Consider the following 17,083-nt stretch of genomic DNA (forward strand, 5'->3'; position numbering starts at 1 on the left):
TCAGCCGTCCCTGGACACCGGGCCCCGGACCCGTTCGTCGTAGAGCGGGAGCGGGTTCGGCTCGACGACCGCGCGTACGTCCGCCGGCAGGCTCAGGTCGCCGCCCGTGTGCAGCACGCTGAACTCGCGCTCCGCCCGGCCGCGCCCGATGAACGAGCGCGTCCACTTCAGCAGGGTGCTGATCCGGTTGCCGAAGCCGGTGAGGAAGGTCAGGTGGACCAGCGCCCAGACCACCCAGCCGGGGAAGCCGCTGAGCCGGATGCCACGGAAGTCCACGACCGAGCGGAACCGACCGATCGTCGCCGCGCTGCCCAGGTCCCGGTACCGGAACGGCACCACGGGCTCGCCGTCCAGCCGACGCACGATCGAGTTGGCGGCGTGCAGGCCGCCCTGCATGGCGACCTCGGCCACTCCGGGGAGGTTGTCGAGCGCCATCATGTCGCCGACGACGTACACCTCCGGGTGGCCGGGCAGGCTGAGGTCCGAGCGGACCGCGACCCGGCCGGCGCGGTCGAGCTCGGCTCCGGTCGCCTTGGCGACGACCGCCCCCAGAGGGGACGCCTCGACCCCGGCTGCCCAGACGGTGGTGTAGGCGTCGAGGCGCTGGGTGACGCCGCTGCTGTCGGTGTAGTCGACCCCGCGGGCATCGACCCCGACGACCCGGGCGCCCAGCCGCAGCTCGACACCGAGGCGCTCCAGCTCCTTGCCGGCCTTCGCCGCCAGCCTGTCGCCGAACACCGCGAGCGGGGCGTTGCCGCCGTCGAGCAGCACGACGCGCATCGCGCGGGGATCGAACGTTCGGAACTCCCCGCGCAGGCTGCGTACGGCGAGCTCGCGCACCTGCCCCGCCAGCTCGACGCCCGTGGGCCCCGCCCCGACGATCGCGATGGTGAGCCAGCGCGCCTGCTCGTCGCGTTCCGCGGTGACCTCCGCCATCTCGAACGCGCCGAAGATCCGCCGCCGCAGCTCGCGCGCGTCGTCGATCGTCTTCATGCCGGGGGCGTAGAGGGCGAACTCGTCGTGCCCGAAGTACGACTGGTTGACGCCCGCGGCGACGATGAGGCTGTCGTACGGGATCTCCCTCCCCTCGAGGCCCAGGACGCTGGCGTGGACCACGCGGCGCTCGACGTCGATGTCGGTCACCTCGGCGCACTCGACCCGGATGTTGTCGTGCTTGCGGACGACGTGCCGGATCGCCGGCGCGATCTGGCCGGGCGGGATCAGGGCGGTCGCCACCTGGTAGAGCAACGGCTGGAACAGGTGGTGGTTGCGCCGGTCGACGATCGTCACCGTGACGCCGCGCTTCGCGACGGCCCTGCGGCCCAGGAACCTCGCCGCCGGCAGTCCGCCGAAGCCGCCGCCGATGATGACGACGCGGTGCCGCTCAGGGGATGAGCTCATCGCCGTGTCCTTCGTCCGCACGTCCTCGAACGTCTCGACGTTAGGTACGCGGACGGTCGCGAGGATCATCCGGCGCGGATGATCCGGCGCTCAGCCGGCGACGTCGAGGCGGGAGACCCGCTCCACGGCTTCCCGCCGGGAGCTCACCCCGAGCTTGCGGTAGAGGGAGGACACCTGGGTCTTGACCGTGTGCCTCGAGAGGGAGAGCTGCTCGGCGATCTGCGGGAAGGACAGGTGGGTGGGCAGCAGCGGCAGCAGGCGCAGCTCGGCGGCGGTCAGCGACGACATCCCGACCGGGCTCGTGACCGCCACCTGGTCGAGGCGCATCCCGAGCCGCTGCGCCTCGTCCGCGAGGGTCCCCAGCCCCGGACGCCGTACCAGGATCGCCGTGGCCTGCTGGAGCGCCGCCCGGGCGCCCGAGGGGTCGACCAGCTCGAGGTACGCCCGGGCGAGCTCCAGCAGCGCCTGCACGGAGACCACCGGGAGCATGTGGGTGAGCAACGGCCGCAGGTGAGCCGCGCGTCGTACGAAGTGCCGAGCGGCGTCCATCTGGCCGTGCTCGGCGCTCGACCGGGCGGCCGCGGCGAGGACGAGCGCACTCGTCCAGTAGCCGTCCAAGCCCTCCGAGTCCACCACCTTCACGGCGTCGACCAGGAGAGGGTCCGCACCGTCGCGGTCGCCCCGGGCCAGGGCGACGAGGTGCCGCTCCGCCAGGACGAGCGAGGCGAGCGGCATCGCGCCCACGGCGTCCGCGAGCTCCCCCGCCTCGGCGAACGCTGCCTCGGCCGCGGTCAGGTCGCCCTCGACCAGGTGGGACAGCCCGATCGTGTGGTGCATGGTCGCGCAGTAGGGGCTGAGCGGCGCGAGCCCGTCGAGGGCCGCCAGCGCGTCGGCCCGCCACGCGACGGGGGCACCGCGGGCGAAGATCGCTCGCATGTACGCGACGGTCGAGGCCTCGGTGCTCCCGTCCGGGAGGACGCCGTCGGCGGGGCCGGACTCGGCGACGGCGCCCCAGCGCTCCGCGGCGCCCGACCTGCCGAGCAGGGCGAAGATCAGCGCACCGTGTGCCGCGATCGCGGTGTAGACCCTCGACGGCGGGTGCGCCGACACCCAGTCCATCCATAGCCGCACGGTCTCCACCCGGCCGGCGACCCAGGCCGGCTGCATCTCCTGGAGGACGAGGAGCGCCACCGCGTCCGCGTCGCCGGCCTCCCGCGCATGGTGGATCGCCGCGTCGGCGTACCCGTGCTCGCCGAACCACCCCGCGGCCCGACGGTGCTGCTCGCGGACCTCGTCGGGGTCGAGGTTGAGCAGCTCGCTCCGGAGGAGGTCGCGCAACAGGTGGTGGTAGCGGTACCACCCGCCGCGCCGGTCCAGCGGGACCACGAGGAGGTTGCGTGCCTCGAGCTCCTCCAGGTCGGCGGCGGAGGCGGTGCGCCCCAGCACGGCATCGCAGAGCGGCCCCGTCATCTGCTCCAGGATCGAGGTGCGGACCAGGAAGTCCCGTTGCCCGGGCGAGACCTGCGTGAGCAGCTCCGACCGGAGGTAGTCGCGCATCAGGCGGTCGTCCCCGGTGAACGTGACTCCGCTCGCCGTGGCACCCGACCTGACCGCCAGGGACGCGAGGTAGAGCCCGGCGGGCCAGCCCTCGGTCTGACGGACCAGCTCGCGTGCCTCGGCGTCGGTCACGATCACGCCCGCGCCCGCGAACAGAGCGGCCGCCTCGGTCGCGCTCATCGCGAGCTCCACGGCGCCGACCTCGTGCAGCCGACCCTGCATCCGCAGGCGCGAGACCGGCAGCGGCAGGGCTTCGCGCGACGCGAAGGCGAGCCGCCAGTCGACGGGGAGCCGCAGGGAGAACTCGGCCAGCGCCGCCCACGACTCGCGGCTCCGGACCGTCTCGGCCTGGTCGACGAGCAGGGTCACCGGCCCCTCGATCCGTCGCATGGACGACACCAGGGCCGGTACGGCGGAGAGCCCGCCGCCCACCTGCGCGAGCAGCCGCGGGCCGGTCCAGCCGGGCGGCGCGGCGGGCTGCAGCGCGGCCATGATCGCCGCCCACAGGGTCGTCGGGTCGTTGTCGGCGTCCTCGCACGTGATCCAGCACGCCCGCGACCCGACGCGCCCCGCCCATTGCGCCAGCACCGTGGTCTTGCCGTAGCCGGGTGGCGCCACGACCGCGACCACGGACGCCGGGGTCCTGAGCAGCGAGTCCACGAGCTCTCGCCGTTCGACGATCCCCGATCGGGAGTGCGGCACGGCGACACGACGATCCGCCGTCCGCAGATCGACTGCCGCGGCGTACGAATCGGTACCAGAATTGGCGGTGCCCGAGTCGCCGGCCCTTGCCGGCATCTCCACGACACTACGGACGTAGGCGGCGACCGACAAGGCGGGAGGCGCACCCGTGGACGAGGACCCGATGGCCGGCGACGGCGCGCCCGTCCGCGGCGAGCCGCGGTGGCCGATGGCCATGGCAGTGCTCGGTGCCTCGGCGCTCACCCTCGCACGACCCGACGATCTACGGATGGCGCCGGCCTGGGTGCTGCCGTCGGTCGAGCTGGTCCTGCTGGTCGTCCTGGTGGTGCGCGACCCCGGCCGGATCGACCGTCGGTCCCGCGCCCTGCGACTGGTGTCCATCGGCGCGGTCGGCCTGCTCGTCCTGGACGCCCTGCTGGCCACCGGGAAGCTGGTCGTCGAGCTCGTCGAAGGTGGACGGCTGACCAACTCCGCCGAGGACCTGCTGACCGCCGGGGTCGTGGTGTGGGTCTCCAACATCGTCGCGTTCGCGCTGCTCTACTGGGAGCTCGACAGCGGCGGCTCGGCCGCCCGAGCCCACGGCCTGCCTGCCACCCCCGACATCGCCTTCCCCCAGCAGCTCAACCCCGAGCTCGCTCCGCCGGGCTGGCGCCCGCAGTTCCACGACTACCTCTACCTCGGGCTGACGTCGGCGACGGCGTTCAGCCCGACGGACGCAATGCCCCTCGCGGGCTGGGTCAAGCTGGCGATGTCGGTGGAGTCGCTCATCTCGCTGACCGTGCTCGGGCTCGTGGTCGCGCGTGCCGTGAACGTACTGACGTAGCCGTACTGATCGGGCCGTCGCCATTTCGCACGTCGTACGGTTCCGGTGAGCAGCCACCCGGAAGGAGAGGTCCCGTGCGCACCCTGACCTTGTACGACGGCTGGACCGTCTCCCCCACTGCGGGCGCGGTGCCGGCCGACATCGCGGAGTCCTTCGAGGCGAGCGTGCCCGGGTGTGTCCACACGGACCTGCTCGTGATCGGGGCGATCCCCGACCCGTACCTCGACGACGGTGAGCTCGCGGTCCGGTGGATGCACGACGTCGACTGGCGCTACGCGCGCGAGCTCGCCCTGGATCCACCGGCCGACGGCGAGCGGGTCGACCTGGTCCTCGATGGCGTCGACACGGTCGCCCACGTGGCCTGGGGTGAGGCGGAGCTCGGCGCGACCGCGAACATGCACCGGACGTACCGCTTCGACCTGCGCCCGCACATCGACGGCGAGGCGCGGTCTCTCGTGGTGGACCTCCGCTCGGCGACCGCCTACGCGCAGGAGCTCCGGGAGCGCCTCGGAGCGCGCCCGAGCGCCTACCCGGACTCGCCCTTCAACTTCGTGCGCAAGATGGCCTGCTCGTTCGGCTGGGACTGGGGCCCCGACCTGCGCACCGCCGGACTCTGGCGGCCCGTGCGTGTCGAGCGGTGGCACACGGCGCGGCTCGCCCGAGTGCGTCCGCTGGTGGGCCTCGCCGCGGACGGCACGGGCACGGTCGACCTGCACGTCGACGTGGAGCGTTCGGGGCTCGACCCGGACAGCGGGCTGCGGGTGCGCGCCAGTGTCCACGGTGCCTCGGTCGAGGTCGCGATCGCGCCGGGAGCCGGGTCTGCCGTGCTCCGGCTCGAGGTCCCGGACGCGCCCGTGTGGTGGCCGATCGGGTACGGCGAGCAGCCGCTGGTCGACCTCGACGTGGCTCTGATGGACGACGTGGACGAGGAGCTGGACGCGTGGTCCCGGCGGATCGGGTTCCGCGCCGTCGCGCTCGACACCACCCCGGACGAGCACGGGACGCCGTTCGTGCTGGTGGTCAACGGCCGGCCGGTGGCGGTGCGGGGAGCGAACTGGATCCCCGACGACCACTTCGTCACCCGGATCACCCCGGACCGGATCGCCCGCCGCCTCGACCAGGCGGTCGGCGCGAACCTCAACCTGCTGAGGGTCTGGGGCGGCGGGATCTACGAGTCCGACGACTTCTACGAGGCGTGCGACGAGCGGGGTCTACTGGTCTGGCAGGACTTCCTGCTCGCCTGCGCGGCGTACGCCGAGGAGGAGCCGCTGCGGTCCGAGATCGTCGCGGAGGCCCGCGACAACGTGGTCCGCCTGATGCCACACCCCTCGCTCGTGCTCTGGAACGGCGGCAACGAGAACCTCTGGGGACACGAGGACTGGGGCTGGAAGGACGAGCTCGGGTCGGCGTCGTGGGGTGGCCGCTACGCCACCGAGCTGCTGCCTGACGTCGTCGCCGAACTCGACCCCACCCGCCCGTACTGCGACAACAGCCCGTACACACCGGGCCGCGCCGCGGACGACGTCCACCCCAACGACCCCGACCACGGAACCCACCACCAGTGGGAGGTGTGGAACCGCATCGACTACCGCGCGTACCGCGACGAGGTCCCGCGGTTCTGCTCGGAGTTCGGCTACCAGGCGCCTCCCGCCTGGCGCACCCTCCGGGACTGGGTGCACGCCGACGGCGGCGGACCGCTCGAGGACGCGGCCGACCCGATCGAGGACCCGGTCTTCCTCCTGCACCAGAAGGCCGCCGACGGCAACGAGAAGCTCGCTCGCGGCATGGCGCCGCACCTGGGTGCGCCCGACTCGTTCACGGACTGGCACTGGGCGACCCAGCTGCAGCAGGCCCGCGCGGTGCGGTACGCCGTCGAGCACCACCGGTCCTGGTGGCCCCGGACCACGGGCTCCGTGGTGTGGCAGCTCAACGACTGCTGGCCGGTGACGTCCTGGGCCGCGATCGACTCGGAGGAGCGGCCCAAGCCGCTCTGGTTCGCGCTCCAGCAGGCCAACGCGCCCCGCATCCTCGCGATCGTGGAGCGGGACGGTGGGCCGGCGATCGCGGCGGTGAACGACACCGAGGAGCCCTGGACGGACGGTCTCGACGTACGCCGCGAGACGTTCGCCGGTGTCCCGTTGGCACGAGCGTCCGCGGCCCTCCAGGTGCCGGCCCGCGCCGTACAGATCGTCCCGCTGGACGAGGACGTCTGCCGTGCCGCGGCGCCGGCGGCCGAGGTGATCGTGGCCGTCGCCGGCATTGTGCGGACGTGCGGGACCTTCGCCGAGGACGTCGACCTCGACCTGCGGCCGGACGCCGTGGAGGCGGTCGCCACCCGCGTCGCCGGCGGCTACGACGTCACGATCACGGCCCGCTCGTTCGCGGCCGACGTCACGCTGCACCCCGACCGCGTGGCGGCGGACGCCACCGTCGACGCGTCACTCTGCACGCTGCCCGCGGGGACGTCGGAGGTCCTGCGCGTGCGCACGACCGCGGACATCGACCCGGCCGACCTCGTCCGAGCCCCGGTCCTGCGCTCGGCGAACGACCTGCGCTCGTCCGACGCCCTCGGCTGAGGTGGACCGGGACCGGCGGCCGACCGATCAACGGCCGCCGGTCGCGGTGTCCTCAGCGCACCCGGATGGTGCGAGTCGGCGAGGTGGACGGCTGGACGCCGGCCGACCCCAGGTAGCGCACGGACAGCTGGTGCTTGCCCTTCTTGAGCTTGGGCAGCTTCACCGTCGCCCTGCCACCGGCGACCGTGCCGCGGGCGATGGTCCTGCCCTTGTCGAGCACGTTCACGCGGCCGCTGACGGCGACCGAGCTCGACACCGTCACGGTGGCCTTGCCGGCCTTGCCGCGGGTGACCTTGAACGTGGCACTGGTCTTCGAGGTCGCCTTCACGACCGGGGTGGGCGTGGTCGGCGTCGGGGTCACGGGGGTCGGGCCCGGCGTCACCGGAACGCCGCCACCGCCACCGGTGCCGACGGTGGCCACGAAGAGCGGCACGTACGGCGTGACGTACCACTTGTCGCCGCCGTGGCCGTCGACGGTGAAGCCGACCTGGAAGTGGTCACCGGACTCGGCGACCGGGCAGGGCCCGTCTCCGTCGATGCGCGTCTGGCACTCGGGCGCGCGGGTGGCCGGGCCCTTCATCTCGCGGGTCGACTTGACCGGGATCTGGAACTCGAACATGTCCCCGCGCGCCAGCTCGAACGCCGAGCCGGCCTCGTCGCCGAGCAGCGTGCTGCCGTCGGCGAGCTCGTCGTAGGTGAACGCCCGGGACCGGATGTCCGGCGTGTCCACGCCCGACCTCCAGACGTCCCACTTGTACTCGCCGTTCGCGAACTCCAGGCCCGTCGGCAGCACCACCTTCGGGATGAGCGTGACGCCGGAGCTGCACGGCATGCCGACGAGGCCGGCGTACATGCGCAGGTAGAACGTCTCCCCCACCTTCGGCACCTGCCCGGTGGGCGACCACCAGCCGACGTTCGCGGAGACGCCGGTGTTGAGCCGTTTCAGCACGCAGTCGTAGATCGTGTCGGAGTCGGACTTGCCGTCCTGCCACTCGCCGGCGGCGTGGGCGCTCGCGGGCACGAGCAGGGTGCCCAGCGCGACGAACGTCGCGAGCAGCCCGAGCTTGAGCTTCTTCATCGGTGACTTCCTCATGGCGGTGCCTTTCATCGGGTGGTGGCCCCGAGTCCCTCGATGCGGACCGGGCGTCCTCGGGTGGTGACGACGACCCGCAGGTCGCCGGTGAACGCGGTGGGCAGGGCCGGCAGCGCGACCAGCCGCTGGCTGACCGCCTTGCGGCCGGCGAGCCGGACCGTCGCGACCTTGCGCCTGCCGGCGTAGACCGCGACCGTGCCGTGCTTGCGGGCGCCGCTCACGACCAGGGCGACGCGACGGGCGTCGGTGACCCGCAGCCGGAGCTCGGCGCGCCTGGTGCGGGTCTCGAGCACCGCCCCGCCGTACGCCGACGGGCTCGTGCGCAGCCGCCACTTCCTCGCGCGGGGGATCTCGGCGGCGGTGCGCGGCACGCTCCAGGTGCGCGTGGCCGGGCTGGCGTCGGCGTTGCCGGCGGCGTCGGTGGCCGCCACCGTCAGCACGTGGGTGCCGGCCGAGAGGCCGTCGAGCCGGAGCTGGCCGGGAGCGCAGGAGCGGGGCGCGCTGTCGAGCGTGCAGGTCGCTCCCCCGGCCTCGGTCGAAGCCACCTCGAACGTCGCCGTGCGGGTGAGGGACCAGGAGTCCTGCGCCGGACCGCCGGTGAGCGTCGTCTCCGGCGCCGTGGTGTCGCGGGGAGCCGGCGTGACCGGGTCGGGGTCCTTCGGGTCCTCCAGCGGCTCGATGACCCAGGTGTGCGAGGCCGGGACCGCCTGCACGTTGCCGGCCAGGTCGGTACCCCGCACCTCGAATCGGTGGGAGCCCGGCGCGAGATCGGTGTACATCATCGGGCTGCCGCACGGCTCCCACGCCCCCGCGGAGGCGCCGCTGAGGCGGCAGGTCATCGACTCCCCCGTGGGCTCGTCGAAGGTGAAGCGGGCGGAGCGGCCCAGGACCTCCCTGGTCCGGATCGCGATCGCCGGGGCGACGGTGTCGACCCGGAAGGCGTACGCGGGCGGGAACTGGTCCATGTACCAGCCGTTCTTGCGGGCCGCGATCGCGAACGAGTGCGGCCCGTCCGACAACCCCTCGAGGACGAACGTGGCCGACGACCCGGTCGCGCACTGCGACCACTCGGCGCCGTCGAGCGCGCAGAGGAACTCGGTGCCGTTGCCCGTGGTGGCGGTGAACTCCACCCGGTTGGTGCTGGAGTGGTAGGCCGGGTAGCCGGTGACGACGGTGTCGACGACGACGAACGCCACCTGGCGCGCGGCGCCGATGTTGCCCGACGGGTCGACGCTGCGGACGGTGAAGACGTGGTCGCCCTCCGCATAGACGTTGGCGATCGGGGACGTGCACGCTGCGAAGGACGAGCCGTCGACGCTGCACTCGGTGCGGCCCTCGGAGGTCGAGAACGTCGCGGTGTAGTGGCCGGGGACCGTGCCGCTCCACTTGCCCGACAGTGTCGTCGTCGGCGCCACGGTGTCGCGGAACACCGCGACCGGCGACCGCTCGTCGCTGCTGAAGGCGCCCGAGTGCACGGCGCACTCGGTGAAGCCCTCGCGCTGGCGGGTCTGGTCGCAGCCGTCCCAGCGGTCGAACCGCCAGTGGCCGACGGGCGACGGCGACGGGGTGGCACGCAGCCAGACCCACGCCTCGAACGCCTCGCTGTCGCGCACCCGGGCGCACCAGGTGGTGACGTTGTGGTCCTGGTTGTCGCTGGCGCAGCGGGTCGAGCCGCCGTCCTCCAGGCTCCCCTCGACGACCTGCACGGCGCCGGCGCCGGCGATGCCGATGGTGACGCCGACCTGGCCGGCCTCCGCCGCGGGAGGTACGACGAGCAGCCCGGCCAGCAGGCCGGCGACCGCGGTCAGCAGCAGCGTGCCACGCCGGACCAGGGCGGTCATCAGGGCACCTCGGGCAGGGCGAGCCACGCGTCCCAGGTGAGGTCGCGCCCGACGTACCGCGGCCGTGACAGCGGCCAGTGCTCGGCGATCCAGCGCGGCACGAACGTGTCGAGCTCACCCTCGAAGGCAGTGCCGACCAGAGCGTCGACGACCCACCAGGAGATCTCGGCGTCGGCGCCGAGGCGCTCAGGCGGGTCGATGTAGACGCAGCCGAGCAGAGCGGTCTCGTCGGCGTCGAAGAGCGCGTAGTTGAAGGACTCGTGGGCCTCGATCTCCGCCTCGTGCCGGGCCAGGTCCTCGCGATCGGCCTCGCGGGTCATGCCGACGGGCGGCCACCCCCAGGCGGCGCCGTAGATCGACCAGAGCCGCTCGCGGGAGCCCATGACCGCGGGCATGTCGAGGTCCACGTCGTCGGCGCGGATCGGCCGCAGGTGCAGGCCGCTGGGCAGCTCGACGCGGATCGGGTGGGCCCAGCCCTCGGGCAGCCAGGTCGTGGTGGTGTCGTCCATGGCACCACCGTCGACCGCGGCCCTTGCGGAACCCTTGCTGCCTGCTTGGCCGTGCTTGCGGTCCGCCTGTCAGTCGCGGTTCAGTCGTCGGCCAGCGCGAGGTCGACGACCTCGTCCACGGCGAGCCCGTGACCGGTGGCGAGCGCATCCTCGAAGCCGTCGTCGCCCAGGTGGGACCGTGCCTGGTCCAGCGCCGCGGCCAGCAACGCGGGGTCCGGCTTGTAGTAGCCGTAGACGTTGGCGCCGACCGTCTCCCGGAGCCGGCGGGCTGCCCCGCGCAGCACGGCCACGCGCCGGTGCTCGGCGGCCAGGGAGTCCACGACGGCGAGGGTCTCCAGGAAGTACGCGAGGTTGGCCATGTCGCCGGTGTCGATGCTGAGCCGGATGCCCTCCTCGACCTGCTGGCGAGCCGTCGCCGGGTCGCCCACGGTCAGCGCGACCTGGGCGGCGGTGAAGAGCGTGATGTAGAGCGCCAGCGGGTCCTGGCGCTCCCGCGCCGCGGCGAGCGCCAGGTCGACCTGGGCGGTGGCGCCGGCGGTGTCACCGCGCAGCAGGGAGACCGTGCCCAGCCAGACGTGGGCCAGCGTCCACATCCACTGCCCGCGCAGGCCGGACTCCTCGCACAGCACGATGGCCGCCTCGAAGTGTGCGACGGCGGCGTCCAGGTCCCCCTCGGCCAGCGCGGCGAGCCCCCGGCCGGCCCGGCTGTGCGACTGCCCGACGCCGTCGCCGGTCCGCGCGCCCAGCTCGTCGCCTGCCTCCCACGACGCCGCGGCCGTCGGCAGGTCACCCTGCGCGAACGCCATCGCGGCGTGGACACCGAACGCACGCACCCGCACCTCGTCGTCGGTGTCGGCGGCGAGCACGGCCGTTGTGATCCGGCGGCCCTCGACCAGCGCACCGCGCAGCCACCAGAAGAGCCACAGGTCCCAGGTCAGCCACCCGGCGAGGTCGGGGTCGCCGTCGGCGAGCGCGGAGTCGATGGCGGCGAGCATGTTGGCGTGCTCGCGCTCGGTCACCGCGAGCGACGGGATCGTGCCGGGACCGCGGTACGCCGGCTCGAGCTCCGCGGCCAGGGCGCGGAAGTGCGCTCGATGGGCGGCGCGCGCCTCGGCCCGTTCGTCGCCGGTGAGCCGCCCGTCGGCGTACTGCGCGATCGGCTCGAGCATCCGGTATCGCGCGACCTCGGGGTGGTCCCCGTCGGGCAGCACCAGGGAGTGCTCGACGAGCGCCTCGAGCGCGACGAGCACCGGCAGGTCACCCGCGACGGCCTCGACCGCCTCGAGGGTGAAGCCGCCGGAGAAGACCGAGAGCCGCCGGAAGAGCTGTCGCTGCTCCGGGTCGAGCAGGTCGTGGCTCCAATCGATCGCCGCCGCCATCGTGCGCTGTCGCGGCGGCAGGTCCCGGGCGCCGCCTGCCGCCATCACCTCGTCGAGGCGCGCGAGCATCGTCGCCGGCGGCATCAGGCGGACCCGGGCCGCGGCCAGCTCGATCGCCAGCGGCAGGCCGGCGAGCCGGCGGCAGATCGCGCCGACCGCCGCGGCGTTCGTCGCGCCGAGCGACGCCAGCGCGAACCCCGGGGAGGTCGTGGCGGCGCGCTCGACGAACAGGGCGACCGCGGCCGACCGCGCCAGCACCGCCGCGTCGGACTCCTCGGCCTCGGGCAGCAGCAGCGGCTGCACCTGGAACTGGACCTCGCCGCGGACGCGCAGCACGGTGCGGCTGGTGACCAGCACCGCGAGCTCGGGACAGGAGGCGACGAGCCGGCTAACCGGCGCGGCTGCGGCGAGCAGGTGCTCCATGTTGTCCAGGACCAGGAGCAGCTGGCGCGAGCGCAGGTGCTCGGCCACCGCCGCGGCCGGGTCGACGCCATCGGCGCCGGACAGCGCCAGCGCGCGGGCGACCTCGGACATGACGGTCTCCGGGTCGCTGGTGGCGGCCAGCGAGAGGACGACGACGCCGTCGCGGTAGCGGTCCTGGCTCGCGAGCGCGACGGCGAACGCCAAGCGGGTCTTGCCGACCCCGCCGAGCCCGGTGAGGGTGACGAGGCGCTGCGTCGACTCCTCGAGCAGCGATCGGACGTAGGCGATCTCGCGGTCGCGGCCGAGCAGCGGGTTGCTCGGTGGGACGACGTCCGAGCGCAGTCCGGCCGGCACGGGCGGCGCGGGTGTCGGCGTCGGAGCCGCCGGCTCCACCATGAGACCGCCGTCCTGCTGGAGCACCCGCTGGTGGAGCTGCTGCAGCTGCGGGCCCGGGTCGAGCCCGAGCTCGTCGGCCAGCAGCCGTCGCACCTCGTCGTACTCCCCCAGCGCATCGCTCTGCCGGCCGCTGCGGTAGAGCGCGAGCATCAGCAGGCCGCGCAGCGACTCCCGCAGCGGGTGCTCCTCCACCACCGCGGGCAGCCGGTGGACGACCTCCGCGTGGCGGCCGGTGGCCAGGTCGAGCTCGGCGGCGAGCTCGACCGCAGCCAGCCGGAGGCCGTCGAGGCGGGCGGCCTCGGCCTCCGCGAACGGGTGCGGGATGTCGGCGTACGCCGGACCTCGCCAGAGCTGCAATGCCTCGCCCACCTGCCGGCGCGCAGTCTCGCAGTCACCCGCCGCGCGGCTCGTGCGGGCCGACGCCAGCAGGTCGACGAAGACGACCGCGTCGATGCCGCCGGCGGGTACGTCGAGCCGGTAGCCCGGCGGCACCGTCGCGACCTCGACCCCGGCCCGCCCATCACGCAGGCGCCCGCGCAGCCGTGAGATCACCGCGTGCAGGTTGGCGGTCGTGCCGCCCCGCGACGCGTCGCCCCAGACCCGGTCCAGCAGCGCGTCCGTCGACACGACCCGCCCGGCGTCGAGCACCAAAGCGGCCAACACCTCGCGATGCCGCGGCGAGCCGACGTCGACCGGCTCGGCCGCCCCCTCGCCGTGGACCTCGAGCGGCCCGAGCACCTTGATCATCGCCCACACCCTAGGCGGTGCTAGGGGTGGTCGGAGGCAAACGCTGAGAGCAGTGTGGTGCGGACCAGCCGTGGCGCTTGCTCGGCGGGGAGCTCGCCTCGATGAACGGCAGCCGAGGCGGCGTGGAGGACGCCCTGGATGGTCGTCAGCTGCCACTCCAGGGGCATGTCCTTGCGGAGGCTGCCCTCGCGTCGCCCGCGGCGCAGCAGCGTGCGCATCCGCTGCGCGGGCTTGTCGTGCGCCCGGCGGAAGTCACCTTCGGGCAACGCCGCCTGGGCTGCGACCACCAGGCCGCCGTAGCGGTGGGTGACGTGCCAGCTGGCCTCCAGCAGCCTGCCGAGCGCGTCGTGGGCGTCGCCCTCCAGGTCGACCGCGTCGAGCTCGGCGTCGGAGCTCTGCACCGCCCGGTCCACCACCTGCGCGACGAGGGCGGCTCTGTTGGGGAAGTGTCCGTAGAGGGTGACCCTTCCGACGCCGGCGGCGGCGGCGATGTCGTTGATGCTCGCCTCCGGGTCGAGGGCCAGGCACTCCGTGGCGGCGTCCAGGATCGCGGCGATGTTCTTGCGGGCGTCGGCCCTCTTGGCGGTGCCGGTCGTGGAGCTCACGCAGAGACTGTACACCTGTGTTCGAGTTGTGCTACAACTCGAACATCACCGTTCGAGTTAATCCCGGGAGCCATCATGAGTACGACGTCGACCCACGACGAGCACAACCCAGCCGCCACGGCCGATCCGCGCCGGTGGCGGGTCCTCGGCCTGCTGGCCGTCGCCCAGCTCATGCTGATCCTCGACATCACCGTCGTCACGGTGGCGATGCCCGACCTCGGGGCCGACCTCGGGATGGAGCGAGAGGCCCTCACCTGGGTCATGAGCGCCTACACGCTGGCCTTCGGCGGGCTGATGCTGCTGGCCGGCCGGGCGGCCGACGTGCTCGGGCCCCGCCCCCTGGTCCTGGCCGGTCTCGGGGTGTTCACGCTCGCCTCGCTCGTCGTCGGCCTGGCTCCGTCCGGCGAGGTGGTCATCGCCGCCCGCGTCGCGCAGGGGGTCGGGGCCGCCCTGCTGTCCCCGGCCGCGCTGTCGGTCGTGGTGCGGCTCTTCGACGGCGAGGAGCGCAACAAGGCGCTCGGCATCTGGTCCTCGCTGGGTGGCGTGGGCGCCGCCGCCGGCGTCCTGGTCGGCGGCCTGCTGACCGCGGGGCCCGGGTGGGAATGGGTGTTCTTCGTCAACGTCCCGATCGGCGTCGTCCTGATCCTCGGGCTGCGCCGGCTCATGCCGCCGATGCCGCCGTGGGCGGCCGGAGCGCGACTGGACGTGCTCGGCGCGATCCTGGTCACCACGGCGACCCTGTTGGTGATCTACGGCTTCATCGGCGCGGGCGAGCGTGGCTGGGGCAGTGGCCTCACGCTCGGCCTCGTCGCCGCCGGAGCGGCGACGTACGGCGTCCTCGCCGTCCACCTGACCCGTTCCAAGGCGCCGCTGGTCGACCCGGGCCTGCTCACCCGCCGCCCGGTGCTGGCCGGCACGTTCGTGCTCTTCGTCGCGACCGGGCTCATGGTGGCGGTCTTCTTCCTCGGCACGTTCTACCTCCAGCAGGCCCAGGGTCACGGCCCGCTCGTCACCGGGCTGCTGTTCCTCCCGGTCGCCCTGGCCACCATGGCCGGCGCGCAGGCCGGCGGCCGGCTCATCGGCCGCACCGGAGGACGCGCCCTGGGTGTGGCCGGGCTGCTGGTCGCCGCCGCCGGGCTGTCGGTGCCGGCGCTGGCCCTGGGCACCGTCACGACCGTGACAGCGGTGAGCCTCGGCTCCGCCGGCCTGGGGGTCCTGTTCGTGGTGGCCGCGGCCACCGCCCTCGGCCAGGTCGCTCCAGAGGAGGCCGGCATCACCTCCGGAGTGCTGAGCACCAGCCACGAGCTCGGCTCGTCGCTCGGAGCCGCCGTGGTCTCCGGGGTCGTCGCCGCCAGCCTCGTCGCCGGCAACGGGACCGGATTCCAGCGCGGCTACCTGGTCGCGGCCGCCGTCGCCGCCGCCTCCGCAGCGCTCGCCGCCGTGCTGCTCCCCGGGAAGACCCGATGACCGGCCCGGACATCACGATCCGTGGGGCCGCGCCGGCCGACGCCGAGACGGTGCTCATGCTCGTCGGTGAGATCGCGGCGCACCAGCACCAGTCCGACCACGTCACCGCCCAGGCCGCCGACTGGCACTCCGCGCTCGCCAGGTCCGAGGTCACGGTCCTGCTCGCCGAGGAGGACAGTCATCCGGTCGGGTACGTCTCCGCGGTACGTCGACCGCACCTGTGGTCCGGACACGACGCGATCGCCCTCGACGACCTCTACGTCCGCGCCTCGCACCGCGACCGGGGCGTCGGCCGGCAGCTCATGGACGCCCTCGCGCACCGGGCCGAAGGACTCACCATCACGTGGGGATTGCACGGCGCGCCGACCCCGAGCGCCGCCTGTGCGCCGCGTCTCGTTCCGGTCTCGGCGTGATTACGATTCGATAACGCGGGTACCCCAAGGTTCGACCCACGACGTTGGTGCGGGCCGTGTTCATCGTCCAGCACGCGATACCGCTGACGATGAAGGAGCACGACTTGCTGACCGCCGAGAAGGCGCCGGAGCACACTGCGACGCCGGCGTACGCCGCAGGAGACGTCCGACAGGGGTCCCGAGCGAGAGCTCGCTGGGTTGGCCTGCTCGCCGCATCCCTCGTCTTCCTGCTCGCCTTCGGTCTGCTCGGCCTCCTGGCCGGGCTCTGGCACCTGACCCGAGGACGAGGATCGGCCCACGCGGCGTGCCGGAGCTGCCGACGTCGACGGGACATCACGGTTGCCGGCGCGTCCGCGCTGGCCGGACTCGTCCTGGTGGGATCCGGGATGGCCGTGCACCAGCTCATGACCGGCCCCGGCCTGCCGTCCTGCGGCCCGGAGACGCCCACGCGGACGACGGCTCAGCTCGACGACGCCATCAAGGCGAAGGCGGGGGGCGTGTGGCGACAGACCCGAGAGGTCCTGACGGCGCCCGTGTCCGGCCCGGCCCGCCACTACGTGCACGACACCGGCGGCGGGCTCTGCGAGGGAGACTCCATGACCCTGGCGTTCATGCCGTCTGCCGCCTCGGACACCAACTTCGCCGTGGGCAGCGTCGTCCTGACGGGCGACGAGTCCGGGATGCGGGAGAACGGCAGGTGGAAGGCACTGGCCAGCCATGAGTCGCGCCACGTCACCCAGTGGGCGACGCTCGACCTGATCGGGGGCCCGCTGGCGATGCCCGTCCTGTACTCCGTGGACGAGGCGTTCTACCCCGGGTCTCGCAACCACTTCGAACGCGCCGCCGTGCTCGAGGACGGCGGGTATTCGCAGCCCGAGGACTTCGGGCCACATCCCCAGTGGGTCAAGGTCGCCGGGATCGGCCTGCTCCTCCTCGCCATCGGCCGGCGGCGGCTGCGCTGGATCTCCCGGGTGCTCACCGGCGGGGCCCTCGCGGCATCAGCGCGTCAACCCGGGCTCTGCCCGCTGCACAGCCGAGGCTGGTTCCGGCTGCAAGCGAGGTCCCGCGCGACCGGCGCGTGAGATCGATCCGCTGATCGACCAATCCGACCGCGGCCCCGCTCCGAACCCCCACCGATCGGCCCGACCGAC

12 protein-coding genes are annotated in these 17,083 nt (G+C 73.5%); 5 read left to right on the forward strand and 7 right to left on the reverse strand.

Annotated elements, in window-relative coordinates:
- Both ACFQQI_RS19105 and ACFQQI_RS19110 read right to left on the reverse strand, forming a co-directional pair.
- Positions 1-1,401, reverse strand: coding sequence for an NAD(P)/FAD-dependent oxidoreductase (locus ACFQQI_RS19105; protein WP_378567227.1), 1,401 nt, complete (start codon positions 1,399-1,401; stop codon positions 1-3).
- Between the two features lie 90 nt (positions 1,402-1,491).
- On the reverse strand, positions 1,492-3,618 hold the full coding sequence (locus ACFQQI_RS19110; protein WP_378567230.1) for a LuxR C-terminal-related transcriptional regulator: 2,127 nt from the start codon (positions 3,616-3,618) through the stop codon (positions 1,492-1,494).
- Between the two features lie 190 nt (positions 3,619-3,808).
- Here ACFQQI_RS19110 and ACFQQI_RS19115 point away from each other — a divergent pair, with 190 nt between their 5' ends.
- On the forward strand, positions 3,809-4,483 hold the full coding sequence (locus tag ACFQQI_RS19115; RefSeq protein WP_378567233.1) for a hypothetical protein: 675 nt from the start codon (positions 3,809-3,811) through the stop codon (positions 4,481-4,483).
- Positions 4,484-4,557: 74 nt separating this feature from the next.
- The gene (locus ACFQQI_RS19120) at positions 4,558-7,059 is read left to right on the forward strand and encodes a glycoside hydrolase family 2 protein (RefSeq protein ID WP_378567236.1); all 2,502 of its coding nucleotides are present in this window, start codon (positions 4,558-4,560) and stop codon (positions 7,057-7,059) included.
- A 52-nt stretch (positions 7,060-7,111) separates the two neighbouring features.
- Here the strand turns inward: ACFQQI_RS19120 and ACFQQI_RS19125 are convergent, their stop codons facing one another.
- The 5 genes from ACFQQI_RS19125 to ACFQQI_RS19145 all read right to left on the reverse strand — a co-directional run bounded on the left by ACFQQI_RS19125 (position 7,112) and on the right by ACFQQI_RS19145 (position 14,052).
- Positions 7,112-8,137: an Ig-like domain-containing protein gene (locus ACFQQI_RS19125; protein WP_378567239.1), complete on the reverse strand. Its 1,026-nt coding sequence runs from the start codon at positions 8,135-8,137 to the stop codon at positions 7,112-7,114.
- 26 nt (positions 8,138-8,163) lie between these two features.
- Entirely contained in the window at positions 8,164-9,993 is a 1,830-nt protein-coding gene (locus ACFQQI_RS19130; RefSeq protein WP_378567242.1) for a hypothetical protein, read from the reverse strand.
- On the reverse strand, positions 9,993-10,502 hold the full coding sequence (locus ACFQQI_RS19135) for a GNAT family N-acetyltransferase (protein WP_378567245.1): 510 nt from the start codon (positions 10,500-10,502) through the stop codon (positions 9,993-9,995). Before ACFQQI_RS19135 ends, ACFQQI_RS19130 begins: the two co-directional genes overlap by 1 nt.
- An 80-nt stretch (positions 10,503-10,582) precedes the next feature.
- Positions 10,583-13,447, reverse strand: a complete 2,865-nt coding sequence (locus ACFQQI_RS19140) for a BTAD domain-containing putative transcriptional regulator (RefSeq protein WP_378567248.1) — start codon at positions 13,445-13,447, stop codon at positions 10,583-10,585.
- Positions 13,448-13,467: 20 nt separating this feature from the next.
- The gene (locus tag ACFQQI_RS19145) at positions 13,468-14,052 is read right to left on the reverse strand and encodes a TetR/AcrR family transcriptional regulator (RefSeq protein ID WP_378567251.1); all 585 of its coding nucleotides are present in this window, start codon (positions 14,050-14,052) and stop codon (positions 13,468-13,470) included.
- A gap of 75 nt (positions 14,053-14,127) precedes the next feature.
- Between ACFQQI_RS19145 and ACFQQI_RS19150 the strand changes: the two genes are divergently transcribed.
- The 3 genes from ACFQQI_RS19150 to ACFQQI_RS19160 are packed head-to-tail and all read left to right on the forward strand — an operon-like array spanning position 14,128 to position 17,014.
- On the forward strand, positions 14,128-15,519 hold the full coding sequence (locus ACFQQI_RS19150; protein ID WP_378567254.1) for an MFS transporter: 1,392 nt from the start codon (positions 14,128-14,130) through the stop codon (positions 15,517-15,519).
- A complete protein-coding gene (locus ACFQQI_RS19155; protein WP_378567257.1) occupies positions 15,516-15,932 on the forward strand; it encodes a GNAT family N-acetyltransferase in 417 nt (138 codons plus the stop codon). Before ACFQQI_RS19150 ends, ACFQQI_RS19155 begins: the two co-directional genes overlap by 4 nt.
- Positions 15,933-15,988: 56 nt before the next feature.
- A complete protein-coding gene (locus ACFQQI_RS19160) occupies positions 15,989-17,014 on the forward strand; it encodes a hypothetical protein (protein ID WP_378567260.1) in 1,026 nt (341 codons plus the stop codon).
- The last annotated feature ends 69 nt before the right edge of the window (positions 17,015-17,083 follow it).

This window comes from Nocardioides sp. GCM10030259 (genome assembly GCF_042666375.1).
In the GTDB taxonomy this organism is placed as follows: Bacteria; Actinomycetota; Actinomycetes; order Propionibacteriales; family Nocardioidaceae; genus Nocardioides.

Bases quoted from the DNA above. Each gene is read 5' to 3' on its own strand.
- ACFQQI_RS19130 (WP_378567242.1), bottom strand. From the start codon at position 9,993: ATGACCGCCCTGGTCCGGCGTGGCACGCTGCTGCTGACCGCGGTCGCC.
- ACFQQI_RS19105 (WP_378567227.1), bottom strand. From the start codon at position 1,401: ATGAGCTCATCCCCTGAGCGGCACCGCGTCGTCATCATCGGCGGCGGC.
- ACFQQI_RS19135 (WP_378567245.1), bottom strand. From the start codon at position 10,502: ATGGACGACACCACCACGACCTGGCTGCCCGAGGGCTGGGCCCACCCG.
- ACFQQI_RS19150 (WP_378567254.1), top strand. From the start codon at position 14,128: ATGAGTACGACGTCGACCCACGACGAGCACAACCCAGCCGCCACGGCC.
- ACFQQI_RS19125 (WP_378567239.1), bottom strand. From the start codon at position 8,137: ATGAAGAAGCTCAAGCTCGGGCTGCTCGCGACGTTCGTCGCGCTGGGC.
- ACFQQI_RS19155 (WP_378567257.1), top strand. From the start codon at position 15,516: ATGACCGGCCCGGACATCACGATCCGTGGGGCCGCGCCGGCCGACGCC.
- ACFQQI_RS19140 (WP_378567248.1), bottom strand. From the start codon at position 13,447: ATGATCAAGGTGCTCGGGCCGCTCGAGGTCCACGGCGAGGGGGCGGCC.